11 protein-coding genes are annotated in these 12,369 nt (G+C 44.9%); 10 read left to right on the forward strand and 1 reads right to left on the reverse strand.

Features of this window, described 5'->3' with window-relative positions; translation table 11 throughout:
- The first annotated feature begins 8 nt into the window (after positions 1 to 8).
- From A3IK_RS0110595 to A3IK_RS0110640, 10 genes are all read left to right on the forward strand, one after another.
- Positions 9 to 224 (forward strand): cbb3-type cytochrome oxidase subunit 3, encoded by a 216-nt coding sequence (locus A3IK_RS0110595; protein WP_020559954.1) that lies wholly within the window; start codon positions 9 to 11, stop codon positions 222 to 224.
- Positions 225 to 227: 3 nt separating this feature from the next.
- Positions 228 to 1,160, forward strand: a complete 933-nt coding sequence (gene ccoP / locus A3IK_RS0110600) for a cytochrome-c oxidase, cbb3-type subunit III (RefSeq protein ID WP_020559955.1) — start codon at positions 228 to 230, stop codon at positions 1,158 to 1,160.
- 206 nt (positions 1,161 to 1,366) lie between these two features.
- The gene (ccoG, locus tag A3IK_RS0110605) at positions 1,367 to 2,776 is read left to right on the forward strand and encodes a cytochrome c oxidase accessory protein CcoG (protein WP_020559956.1); all 1,410 of its coding nucleotides are present in this window, start codon (positions 1,367 to 1,369) and stop codon (positions 2,774 to 2,776) included.
- An 18-nt stretch (positions 2,777 to 2,794) separates the two neighbouring features.
- Complete coding sequence (locus A3IK_RS0110610; protein ID WP_020559957.1) at positions 2,795 to 3,643, forward strand: FixH family protein; 849 nt, start codon at positions 2,795 to 2,797, stop codon at positions 3,641 to 3,643.
- Positions 3,622 to 6,042, forward strand: coding sequence for a heavy metal translocating P-type ATPase (locus A3IK_RS0110615; RefSeq protein WP_020559958.1), 2,421 nt, complete (start codon positions 3,622 to 3,624; stop codon positions 6,040 to 6,042). The genes A3IK_RS0110610 and A3IK_RS0110615 overlap by 22 nt, the downstream gene beginning before the upstream one ends.
- A gap of 130 nt (positions 6,043 to 6,172) precedes the next feature.
- A complete protein-coding gene (gene ccoS, locus A3IK_RS0110620) occupies positions 6,173 to 6,379 on the forward strand; it encodes a cbb3-type cytochrome oxidase assembly protein CcoS (protein ID WP_020559959.1) in 207 nt (68 codons plus the stop codon).
- A gap of 261 nt (positions 6,380 to 6,640) precedes the next feature.
- Entirely contained in the window at positions 6,641 to 7,573 is a 933-nt protein-coding gene (locus A3IK_RS0110625) for a LysR family transcriptional regulator (protein WP_020559960.1), read from the forward strand.
- Positions 7,574 to 7,685: 112 nt separating this feature from the next.
- Positions 7,686 to 8,060: a hypothetical protein gene (locus A3IK_RS0110630; RefSeq protein ID WP_020559961.1), complete on the forward strand. Its 375-nt coding sequence runs from the start codon at positions 7,686 to 7,688 to the stop codon at positions 8,058 to 8,060.
- A gap of 20 nt (positions 8,061 to 8,080) precedes the next feature.
- Entirely contained in the window at positions 8,081 to 9,157 is a 1,077-nt protein-coding gene (locus A3IK_RS0110635) for an AI-2E family transporter (RefSeq protein ID WP_020559962.1), read from the forward strand.
- 58 nt (positions 9,158 to 9,215) lie between these two features.
- Positions 9,216 to 10,214 carry an LLM class flavin-dependent oxidoreductase gene (locus tag A3IK_RS0110640; RefSeq protein WP_020559963.1) on the forward strand — a complete coding sequence of 333 codons (999 nt, stop codon included), beginning with the start codon at positions 9,216 to 9,218 and terminating at the stop codon, positions 10,212 to 10,214.
- 125 nt (positions 10,215 to 10,339) lie between these two features.
- On the opposite strand, the gene uvrB is transcribed toward A3IK_RS0110640, so the two are convergent.
- The gene (gene uvrB / locus A3IK_RS0110645) at positions 10,340 to 12,349 is read right to left on the reverse strand and encodes an excinuclease ABC subunit UvrB (RefSeq protein WP_020559964.1); all 2,010 of its coding nucleotides are present in this window, start codon (positions 12,347 to 12,349) and stop codon (positions 10,340 to 10,342) included.
- Positions 12,350 to 12,369 lie beyond the last annotated feature (20 nt).

The following is a 12,369-nucleotide window of genomic DNA, read 5'->3' on the forward strand; positions in this document are numbered from 1 at the left end:
AGAAAGTAATGTTAACGAATGCTTGGTTATGGCTAATTGATTTAGGAAATAGCAAAGTACTCGCGCTATTAATTTTCTTCTTCACGTTTTTAGGAATTTTGTTTTATGTGTATGGTAGTCGCCGGCGTAGTGAGCGTTTAGAGTCGTATCGGTTCTTGCCACTACAAGATGATGACGCACCCGGAGTTCCTCACACTGAGCAACAACCCAAAGGTGAGAAATAAATTATGGCGAAACCCGTAAAAGATCCCTTGACTGGTGCGGAAACCACTGGTCATGTGTGGGATGAGACCTTACAAGAGTTTAATAATCCACTCCCTACTTGGTGGATATGGACATTCTACGGCACGATTATATTCGCATTAGTGTATTGGATTATTTACCCTAGCTGGCCTATTGCGAGTAGTTATACCAAAGGGATCGGTACCATTGAGTATAAAAATGCTCAAGGCCAAGAAGTCACTAGGCCTTGGAATATGCGCTCATTATTCGTGAAGGATATGCAAGAAAGCGAAAGCGCTCTGAAGCAAAAAGAGTATCTCGCTAAAGTATCAGCAGCCTCTTATGAGCAAATTGCCCAAGACAATAATATGACTGCTTTCGTGCGCTCTTATGGTAAAGGCGTGTTTGGTGATAACTGTGCCGCTTGCCATCAAACGGGTGCTAATGGTGTGGTCGGTTTATTCCCTAATCTAGTCGATGACGATTGGTTATGGGGTGGTAAAACGGAGCAAATTGAGGAGACTATTCGTCAAGGCCGCTTAGGCTTTATGCCCGCCTTTAAGGAAACCTTGAATGATGAGCAAACGACCGATGTTGCTGAGTATGTATTGAGCTTATCCGGTCTTGAGCATAATGCCGAGGCTGCTAAAAAGGGCGAGGTCATTTTCAATGGGCAGACAGGTGGTTGCTATTATTGCCATACTACCGAAGGTAAGGGGCTGTATTCACAAGGTTCGGCTAACTTAACAGATAAAGTGTGGACGATTGCCAATGTTCCTGCTGCGGCAGACACAGAGGCGAAGTTAAAAGCAGTGAAATCTGTGGTGTTAAATGGTGTGAATCGTCAAATGCCCTCTTTCAATCATCGTTTAGACGATACTGAAATTAAGGTATTGGTTGCTTATTTACGTGAGATGTCAGCTACGGATACCAAATAAGGGATTCGGTAGTTAGTCAACTGCAAAAAAGCCGGACTAGTTCCGGCTTTTTTATTTGGCCTTAGCACAAAATAATTCCCCCAACTTTGGAAATTATCATACTTATCATATTAGGAGATGTTAAAATTCCTCGTCCTTCTTCATAGGTTATCCTAGACCCTAATCTATCCAAGTACGACCTACCTCATTGGGAGCTAAGCATTTTTATGAGTAATGAGCAAATTATTCAGCCCCACTCACGAGTACAACCTCGCAGTGTTCATGGGCGCTTTAGAACGATTAAAACCGGCATTTTGATTTTCGCTTATGCCATGTTTTTTATTTTGCCGTGGTTGCGTTGGGAGAGGGCTTATGGTCCAGATCAACTAGTACTGTTTGATATTCCGGCTCGACGTTTTTATATGTTTGATTTAGTCATGCACGCACAAGACGTGTTTTGGCTGACGGCCTTATTGTTCTTAGCTGCGGTATTACTCTTCTTTGTGACGACGCTCTTTGGGCGGGTATTTTGTGGCTACTTTTGTTTTCAGACACTGTGGGTAGATGCCTTTCGCTTTATTGAGAGTAAAATTCAAGGGGATCGTGTTGCCCGTATTCGTCTAGAGCGGCAAGCTTGGAATGGTGAAAAAGTACTTAAAGTCGGCGGCACTCATGCGCTGTGGTTATTACTCTCCTTCTGGACGGGACTAACCTTTGCCTTATATTGGGGCGATGCTTATGAGCTAACAGCCCAATTCTTTACCGGACAAGCCCCCGCAGCCGCCTATGGCACCGCCTTTATTTTAATGGCAACTACTTATTTCGCAGCGGCTTGGATGCAGGAATATATCTGTATTCATATCTGCCCTTACTCTCGTTTTCAGAGTGTCATGTTTGATATTGATACCTTAATTGTGTCGTATGACAAAAAGCGCGGCGAGGGTAGCACGGGACGGGTGAAACCCATTAAGGATTTACGTGAGCACGACACCCGTCTAGCGCAAGGGCATGGGGATTGTATTGATTGCGGCTATTGTGTGCAGGTGTGCCCGACTGGTATTGATATTCGGGATGGTTTACAGATTAGCTGTATTCACTGTGCGCTATGTATTGATGCGTGCGATTCCATTATGGATAAGCAGGGTTGGGAGCGTGGCCTGATTCGTTATACCTCTGAAAATGAATTAGGCGGTAAGAAAACCCAATTCTTAAAATTACGTACCGTCGGCTACGGTATTGCTACTTTATTAGCTACAGCCTATCTCGTATGGATGGTTAGCTCGACTAAACAATTAGAGTTATCCATTGTGCAAGTACGTAATCCGTTATTTGTCACGCTATCCGATGGCAGTATTCGCAATAGCTATGAGATTAAGATTAATAATAAAACCATGTCCCCCGCGCGTTATAAACTGGAACTAGAGGGTTTGGAAGGCGCGAAATTAAGCCTTGGCAGTGAAGTAGGGGATCTGGTTGTGAAGCCTGATAGTAGCCTACGGGTCTTTGCACAGGTAAACTATATGCCCCCTAGTACGGGTATGATCAGCAAGAATCGTGAATTCACCTTTAAATTAACTCCGTTGGAAGGTGAGGTTCAAGAGCCTGAAGTAGTGGTTTCACACTTCATGTTACCTTAAGGTATTGGATAAAAAGGCATGGAAAATCAAAGTTTACTTTTAACCCTAACACTAGGAACAGTGATTTCTTTTGTACTGTTCTTTGTGTTTTATGCGGGTTTAAAGCTCAGTAGTAAATTGTCAGCTTTATTGACTATTTTGGCAGTTGAGATTGTATATATTCCGCTAGTGGCATTTAATTGGCCGGGTTTAGATGTCTTTGCCATTCACTTTGCCTTTTTTACCATGGTGCCTTATGGCCTAGGCATGATTACCAGTCAGCGGGATACCCAACAGCGCTATGATCAACGCCACGGTACGGATAAGCCCGTAGCAAAGTGGCGTTTTCATTGGGCACCCGCTACGATTGTAGGGTTTTTTATTGTCTTAGCCTGTGTCGACGGGCTAATTATTACGCTGGCTAATAAAGGCGCTGATGCGAGTTTTATGCAGCGCTTTTTACCCGAACCGCGCTCAGGTAATACCGCAGTCTCGGCCTTTCCCGGCGTCGTATCCCACGATTTTAAAGAGAAATATGATCAATTTAATAGCTATATTAATCAGCTAAAAGTGCAAAATGATCGCGGATGGAAGCTCACCGAAGGTTGGAAAGCTAAACCTATTGTAGGGCAGGATACCTTGTTTGAGGTAGCCTTAGCCGATCGTGATGGTAAGCCTATTACCCAAGGCCAAGCGACTATCCATTTCCTAAGACCCGCTAATCAAAAATTCGACCAACAGGTTCAGCTTTTAGAAACCGCTCCCGGACATTATGGTAATCAGATTAAATTATCTGAGCCGGGTCTATGGCAGATTGTGATTAAAATTCAACAAGATACTAATCTTCATGAAGTAAAAGGTACGACGTGGGTTCAGCCAGCCTCTTAACTACGGGGTGCTTCCATTGTGGTTTAACCCTGCCTGCGGGTGCCACTTATAGTGCTGAGGTATTGGGTGAGTCGCGTCAGTTTTGCTGTACCGGGTGTCAATCTGTGGCAGAGGCCATTGTCGCCAATGGCCTAGTCGATTTTTATCAGTTTCGCTCAGAAGTGAGCACTAAACCAGAAGCGTTAGTGCCGGATGCTTTGCGCCAATTATTTATCTACGACGAACCGGAACTGCAAAAAAGTTTTGTACAGGTGAAAGTTGGCGATGAGCGCGAAGCATCTCTCATGATGGAGGGCATTGTTTGTGCCGCTTGTGTGTGGCTAAACGAACATCACGTCAAGCAGATTCCCGGCGTGTTGGATTTTAGAGTGAATTACTCTACCCATCGAGCGACGTTGCGCTGGGATAATTCCCGTGTGGTCTTAAGCACGGTGCTTAAGGCTATTGCTGATATGGGGTATCTCGCACATCCCTTTGATCCGGGGCGGATGCAGACCCTGCAAAAGAAAGAAAAGTCTATTGCGCTCAGACGTATTGCTATCGCCGGTTTAGGCATGATGCAAGTCATGATGATTGCAGTAGCAATGTATGTGGGAAGCTATTCGGATATGACGGATAGCATGCGGAGCTTTCTGCGTTGGATTAGTCTGATTATGACTATTCCGGTGGTATTTTACTCGGCTAATGTATTTTTTATCTCCGCATGGCGCGATCTGCGGCGCGGCTACTTTGGCATGGATGTACCCGTTTCCATTGCGATTGGGGTGGCTTTTAGTGCGAGTGTTTGGGCCACTATTCATCACACAGGTGAAGTGTATTTTGACTCGGTCACCATGTTTACCTTCTTTTTACTGACTGGGCGTTTTCTAGAAATGCAGGCTCGGCATAAAGCCGGACAGGTAGCCGAGGCCTTAGTACGCCTTTTACCCGCTACGGCTACGCGTTTACGGGCAGGTCAGGTGGAGGTCGTGGCGGTGAGTGCTTTAGAAAAGCATGATCAGGTATTAATTAAGTCCGGTGAAATCGTGCCTGCGGATGGTATGGTGCTAGAGGGTATTAGTAGTATTAATGAGTCATTGCTGAGCGGCGAGAGTTTGCCTACTAGCAAACAGGTAGGGGATACCCTAGTTGGTGGAACGGTGAATTTAGAAAGTCCACTGGTAATGCAAGTAGAAAAAGTGGGCGATAGCACTGTATTAGCCGCAATTATTCGTTTATTAGAGCGTGCTCAGTCTGAAAAGCCTTACTTAGCACGTTTAGCAGAAAAAGTAGCCTCGCGCTTTGTGCCGCTGATTTTATTAACAGCCATCGCTGTATTTGGCTATTGGTATGCTCAGGGTTCCGAGCATGCATTTTGGATCGCCTTATCGGTATTAGTGATTACTTGCCCGTGTGCTTTTTCTTTGGCAACGCCGGTGGCTTTAACGGTGGCAACGGGTCAATTAACCTCACAGGGCGTACTCACCACACGAGGGCATGCTCTAGAAACCTTAGCTCAGGTAACTCATATTATCTTTGATAAAACAGGGACTTTAACTACCGGACAGCTCGCGTTAACAGCAACCCAACCTTTGAGCCATTTAAGTGCAGATGAGTGTTTAAATGTAGCCGCAGGGCTTGAGCGAGTATCCGAGCATCCTGTCGCGCGGGCATTATTAGCCGCTGCTACGAGTCCAGAGCCACTACAAACTATTCAAGCTTATTCGGGGCGGGGCTTAGAGGGACAGTGGAATAATGTAACGCTGAGGATTGGGGCTGCGGCATTCGTGGCGGAGTTAGTCGGGTCAGAAGTGCCATCACACAAGCTGTTAGCGGATCAGTCTGTAGTCTGGCTGGGGCAAGCGGGGCAGTGGTTGGCACTATTTTATGTACAAGATCATATCCGTCCTGATGCTCAGCATACTGTGCAGATGTTACATCAACAGGGCATTAAGGTCTCGCTACTCAGTGGTGATAATCCCGCCGTGGTGGCGAGTGTGGCGCAAGCCTTATCCATTCAGCAGGCTTTGGGTGCTCAATTGCCCGCTGATAAATTAGCCTATTTACAAGGTTTACAAGCACAGGGCGAGATTGTGGCAATGGTGGGAGATGGGGTGAATGATGCTCCCGTTCTCGCCGCTGCTCAGGTATCGCTGGCAATGGGCAGTGGTTCACAGCTAGCCCAAGCTAGTGCGGATATGGTGTTATTAAGTGAGCACTTAGAGCGTATCCCCTACGCGATCACCACAGCAAAACGCATGCAAACCATTATTAAGCAAAACTTTGCATGGACGATTGGCTATAATCTTATAGCGATTCCCTTGGCTGCCTTAGGTTGGGTTGCCCCTTGGTTAGCAGCGATTGGTATGTCTATGAGTTCGTTAATTGTTGTACTTAATGCCTTAAGGCTTAAGAATTAACGAATGCGCTAGATCCTTATAAATAGTGATAATTTTCACATAAAAAATTGAATAGTAACATTTCATTAATCTCAATTAGATGGTAAATTAATTCCTAACCACTCCTCATAATAAAAGAGTATGACCTATTATGGATGCCCTCTATATGTTGATTCCGATAGCTATTGGGGTCATGATTGTGATTGTGATTGCTTTTATTTATACGGTTAAAAGTGGTCAATATGATGATCTTGAAGGGCCTGCGCATCGTATTTTAATGGATGATGATGATCCACGTATCCCCCATCAGCCTACTAAACCCCAGCCCACTAACCCTTTAGATAAAGGGCAAGCGTAGGCATGATTTTTGTACACTAATGTTTATTTTTAAGCCTTTTGTCAAAAATCTTACTATCTATTACGCATAACTGACCGAGTTGTCCTATTCTCAGTGGTAGATTGTGTATAGAAAGAGTTTATTAATGTGTTGTTTTATCCGTAAACCAATGGTTTATATCCGGTAAGGGATGACTGGACAGCCATAACGTCGCACCATGGGCAGTATTAGGATAGGTGGTAGTGTGCTGGCTAAAAGTCTCAATAAGGAGAATTGTTTTTTATGTCAGATAGAAGGTTACAGGTCTTTCATGCTGTTGCAAGACTCTTAAGTTTCACTAAGGCTGCTGAAGTGTTGCATATGACACAGCCTGCCGTGACTTTCCAGATTCGTCAATTGGAGGACCAATTTGATACGCGATTATTTGATCGCACTCACAATCGTGTGACATTGACCGATGCTGGGCAAATTGTTTTTGAGTATGCCGAAAAGATTTTCGAGCAATATAATGAAATGGAAAATGCCATTCGTGAAATGACCGATGATATCAGTGGCTCACTGACTATTGGTGCAAGCACGACGATTTCAGAGTATATGTTGCCCGCTTTGCTCGGTGATTTTAAGTCTAAAAATACGGATGTAAAACTACGCCTGCGGGTATCTAATACCGAAGGCATTGTGTCAATGGTGGAAAATAACGTCATTGATCTGGGCGTGGTAGAAGGCCCCGTATCTAATAGAAATCTATTAGTGGAAGTCTGCCGTCATGATGAGTTGGTATTAATCGTGCCCCCAAATCACGCATTAGCTAGCTACGATACCGTCTCAGTGAAGGATATACTGAAATATCCTTTTATTTGTCGTGAAGAAGGCTCCGGTACGCGTGAAGTTACGTTAGAGTATATGAACTCACAAGGGGTTGATAAGCACTCTATGAGTAATTGCTTAGAGCTAGGCAGCCCTGAGGCCGTCAAAGGTGCAGTTGAAGCAGGTATGGGGGTATCGATTGTATCGAGTGCCTCGATTAGTAAAGAGCTGCGTTTAGGCAGTTTAGTCCCTGTTAAACTAGACCCACCGCTCGCGCGCGATTTTTCCTTTGTACGTCAGCGCCAAAAGTTCAAAGTGCCTGCTATGGAAGAACTCTTGGAGTTTGCCCGTAATTATTGCCAGAAAACTCAACAAGACGACGCTATTAATCCCACTCCTTTAGCGTAAGCTGAGGGAGTCGTGACAATAATAATGAGATTAAAGGCAGACGAAACTATCAAAGGCTGAATAGTTCTAAGATAATACGTGTGATTTTATTCTCTTTAAGTCGTCGAGATACATGTTATTAGGTTCCCCCCCATCAAAATCGCTCTCGGCTAGAGAGCGTGAGTTATTGGGTCTGTTTCAGACTCTAGAGGAAAGTCATCAAACCACTATCTTGGCGTTTGCGGCATTTTTAGTAAGTCGCCAAACCCCAGTGGTTGCTCCAACTCTACCAGCGCCTCAGTTACTACCAAGACCTGAGCAAGAAAGTGTGGTTAAAGCCCTCAAACGTCTTAAGGCTAGTTATCCTATGCTAGAAAATGAGGTATTACTACACGCATCGACTGCTCTCATGACGGAACATATTATGCAAGGTCGTCCTGCTCCAGAGGTCATTGATGATCTAGAGCAGCTTTTTGCTAATACTTATCAACAATCTATACTGAAATAGAGTGGAAACTGAGGTATGTTGTGCTTAAATTAATTAATGACTGGTATAACCAACATTTTTCTAACCCTCAGGTAGCCATATTAGTTTTAATATTACTGATCGGGTCGAGTGTTATTATTTTTGCCGGAGGTATTCTTACCCCCATTCTAGCAGCCGTAGTATTGGCTTATTTATTAGATGGTGGTGTGGAATGGCTCAGGCAGTTTAAAATCCCGCGTACTATTGCGGTATTAGTGGTTTTTAGTTTGTTTTTACTGTCCATTACTTTGTTATTATTAGTATTGGCTCCTATGCTATTAAAACAAGCCTCACAGTTTGTCGTCGCTGTGCCGAATATGATTTCTAATGGACAACAGGTGTTAATGCTCTTGCCAGAGAAGTATCCTAATATTATTTCTGAGGAAGTAGTATTGGAGATATTAAATTCTCTACGTACCCATGTAACACAAGCATCACAACAAGTATTAAGCTTTTCCATTGCCTCCGTATTTGACTTGATTGCTTTTATGGTTTATCTGGTAGTTGTTCCTTTATTAGTGTTTTTCTTTTTAAAGGATCGCAATAGTATTTTACAATGGTTTAGCAGCTTCCTACCGGCAGATCGTTCCTTAGTATCCAAAGTTTGGAAGGATTTAAATCTTAAAATTGCCGGCTATGTGCGAGGTAAGTTTCTAGAAATACTGATTGTTTGGGTAATTACCTTCGTGACCTTTTTGTTTTTTGGTCTGCAGTACTCAATGCTATTATCCTTTCTAGTCGGTGTTTCGGTTTTGATTCCTTTTGTTGGCGCGGTGATTGTTACTATTCCAGTGGTGGCGGTCGCTTATTTTCAATGGGGTTATACCAATGATTTTATTTATGTGATGATAGCCTTTGCAGTGATTCAATTCTTAGATGGTAATTTATTGGTTCCCTTATTATTCTCCGAAATGGTTAATCTCCATCCGGCGGCTATTATTATTGCGGTATTATTCTTTGGTGCTATTTGGGGGGTATGGGGTGTATTTTTTGCTATTCCCTTAGCCACTTTAATTCATGCCATTATTAATGCGTGGCCTGCGGATGATGCAATTAAGCCCCCTGCGCTAAAGGCTTAATTTGCAGAAACTCAGTGAGATATGGCACAGTCTACATTTGAAGCTTGAGGGACTGAGCATGTCTAATTCTTCGGTAAAAATACCCCTATCCATGCTGGATTTAGTGGCGGTGCGTGAGGGCGGATCGGTTGCAGAGGCATTACAAACCTGTGTAACTACTGCCCAGCATGCTGAAAGCCTTGGCTTTAAGCGCTACTGGTTAGCCGAGCACCATAATATGTCGGGTATTGCCAGCTCAGCGACAGCGGTATTGATTGGGCATATTGCCGGAAAAACTACCACTCTGCGTGTAGGGTCGGGTGGGATTATGCTGCCAAACCATGCGCCCTTGGTAGTGGCCGAGGCGTTCGGTACGCTCGCAGAGCTATACCCTAATCGGATTGATCTGGGGCTAGGGCGAGCGCCCGGAACGGATCAGGCTACCATGCGAGCGCTGCGCCGTCATCGTGCTGAGAGTGAGGCAGATTTTCCGCGTGAAGTCAGCGAGTTGCAGCAGCTACTATCAACCCCGCAACCCGGACAAAGTATTGTAGCAACCCCCGGAGCGGGGACTGAAGTGCCTATTTGGTTATTAGGCAGTAGTCTATTTTCTGCACAATTAGCCGCTGAGCGTGGCTTGCCCTATGCGTTTGCCTCGCATTTTGCCCCGCGTCTATTGTTACAAGCCTTGCAAGTGTATCGTCAAGGATTTAAACCTTCTGCTGTGTTAGCTAAACCCTATGTTATGATTGGGGTGCCACTGATTGCAGCCGAGCGCGATGATGAGGCTGAATTCCTCGCTAGTAGTATCTATCAACGAGTGTTAGGTATCCTAACCGGACAGCGCGGTAAATTGCCTCCGCCCGTGGCAAACTTTAAGCAAAATCTAGATCCACGCGCACAGGCGGCAATCAATGATTTTCTTGCTGCTGCTGTGATCGGTAGTCCTAGCACAGTGGCTAAGGGATTACAGGATTTGCAGGCGCTCACTCAGGCGGATGAGCTGATGTTGGTGTGCGATATATATGACCCTAAGCTCAGATTGCGTTCATTAGAGATTGCAGCACAAGTCGCCTAAATGTATTTATAACAAGGTAAGCGGGTATTTCTGGAGCAGTCTTGGTGGCAGGGATGCCGCCTTGTAGCGTACAGGGATGTATTCACAGCGACTGTGGAGGAAATACCCGCTTACTTTGGCTTAACCTAATCCATCCCAAACACCTGAGCACGCAGAGCGGCTATTTCATCACGCATTTTAGCTGCTTGCTCGAATTCTAAATTGCGAGCGTGAGTAAACATCTTATCTTCCAATAATTTAAGTTGTTTCAAGGCGCGTTCTGGTGATAGGGCACGATAGTCTGCTTGTGTGTCCGCTACCTTTTTATCACCTTTTTTATTGCGACTCGCATTGGCGTAGGCCCCTTCCATGACATCCGCAATCCGCTTTTTAATCGTGGTGGGGGTAATGCCATGTTGCTCATTGTAGGCTAGTTGTTTGTCACGACGGCGCTCGGTTTCGCGCAGCGCGGCTTGAATAGAATTGGTTATTTTATCGGCATATAAAATCGCTTTACCTTCTGAGTTACGTGCAGCCCGCCCAATGGTTTGAATGAGCGAGCGCTCAGAGCGTAGAAAGCCTTCTTTATCCGCATCCATAATCGCGACTAATGTAACTTCGGGTATATCCAGACCTTCCCGTAATAGGTTAATCCCTACTAATACATCAAATTCGCCTTTGCGTAGGTCACGAATAATTTCTACCCGCTCGACAGTATCAATATCCGAGTGTAAATAACGCACCCGAATATCATGCTCCATGAGGTATTCGGTTAAATCTTCAGCCATACGTTTAGTCAAGGTAGTCACCAGTACACGCTCATCCTTTTTAGCGCGTAGGGTAATTTCTGACATAACATCATCAACTTGCGAGGCGATAGGACGGATTTCTACTTGTGGATCGACTAACCCTGTGGGGCGTACTACTTGTTCGGCTACATTATCAGAGTGCTCCATCTCATAGTTTCCCGGAGTAGCCGAGACGTGAATCACTTGAGTGAGTAGCTTTTCAAACTCATCAAAACGTAAGGGGCGATTATCTAAGGCAGAGGGTAAGCGAAAGCCATATTCAACCAGGGTGGTTTTGCGCGAGCGATCACCTTTATACATGCCCCCAAATTGTGGGATCGTGACATGGGATTCGTCGACAAAAATAATGGCATTTTTGGGCAAATAGTCGAATAAGCAAGGCGGTGGCGCACCTTCGGTACGACGGGATAAATAACGCGAATAGTTTTCAATGCCCGCACAATAGCCTGTTTCGAGTATCATCTCCATATCATATTGAGTACGTTGCTCTAAGCGTTGAGCCTCGACTAAACGGTTTTCATTGCGTAGTTGGTCAAGGCGCTCTTTGAGTTCAACTTTAATATGTTCAACGGCATCGAGTAGGATTTCACGCGGTGTGACATAGAGCGTTTTGGGGTAAATGACCGCACGCGGGACTTTGCGGAGTATTTCGCCCGTGAGTGGATCAAAATAGCTAATATTTTCAATTTCATTATCAAATAATTCAACCCGAATCGCTTCACGGTCAGAGTCAGCCGGATGGATATCAATTACCTCGCCGCGCACCCGAAAAGTACCGCGCTGTAGGTCTAGATCATTACGGGTGTATTGCATTTCAGCTAAGCGCCTTAACATAGTACGTTGATCAATGTGATCACCACGCACTAAGATTAAGAGCATTTTCTGATACGACTCCGGATCACCTAAGCCGTAAATCGCTGAAACCGTCGCAACAATAATAGAGTCAGGGCGCTCCAGTAGAGCGCGTGTTGCCGCCATCCGCATTTGTTCAATATGCTCATTCACCGCCGCATCTTTTTCAATAAAGATATCTTTAGAGGGCACATAAGCCTCTGGCTGATAATAATCATAATAAGAGACAAAATACTCGACCGAGTTATTCGGAAAAAATGCTTTCATTTCCCCATAGAGTTGAGCGGCGAGGGTTTTATTATGTGCCAGAATAATCGCCGGGCGTTGGGTGGTCTGAATCACATTCGCCATGGTAAAGGTTTTACCAGAGCCAGTAACACCTAAGAGGGTCTGGTGAAAGAGACCTTGCTGTAGACCGTCTACTAGTGAGGCGATGGCGGTTGGTTGATCACCGGCGGGGGCGTATTGAGTCGCTAATGTGAATGCTTTTGACATAGGATGCACTTTTTCTTTCT

Source organism: Thiofilum flexile DSM 14609, from assembly GCF_000380185.1.
GTDB classification, from domain to species: Bacteria; Pseudomonadota; Gammaproteobacteria; order Thiotrichales; family Thiotrichaceae; genus Thiofilum; species Thiofilum flexile.

Bases quoted from the DNA above. Each gene is read 5' to 3' on its own strand.
- A3IK_RS0110595 (WP_020559954.1), top strand. From the start codon at position 9: ATGTTAACGAATGCTTGGTTATGGCTAATTGATTTAGGAAATAGCAAA.
- ccoP (WP_020559955.1), top strand. From the start codon at position 228: ATGGCGAAACCCGTAAAAGATCCCTTGACTGGTGCGGAAACCACTGGT.
- ccoS (WP_020559959.1), top strand. From the start codon at position 6,173: ATGGATGCCCTCTATATGTTGATTCCGATAGCTATTGGGGTCATGATT.
- uvrB (WP_020559964.1), bottom strand. From the start codon at position 12,349: ATGTCAAAAGCATTCACATTAGCGACTCAATACGCCCCCGCCGGTGAT.
- A3IK_RS0110625 (WP_020559960.1), top strand. From the start codon at position 6,641: ATGTCAGATAGAAGGTTACAGGTCTTTCATGCTGTTGCAAGACTCTTA.
- A3IK_RS0110610 (WP_020559957.1), top strand. From the start codon at position 2,795: ATGGAAAATCAAAGTTTACTTTTAACCCTAACACTAGGAACAGTGATT.
- ccoG (WP_020559956.1), top strand. From the start codon at position 1,367: ATGAGTAATGAGCAAATTATTCAGCCCCACTCACGAGTACAACCTCGC.
- A3IK_RS0110630 (WP_020559961.1), top strand. From the start codon at position 7,686: ATGTTATTAGGTTCCCCCCCATCAAAATCGCTCTCGGCTAGAGAGCGT.
- A3IK_RS0110640 (WP_020559963.1), top strand. From the start codon at position 9,216: ATGTCTAATTCTTCGGTAAAAATACCCCTATCCATGCTGGATTTAGTG.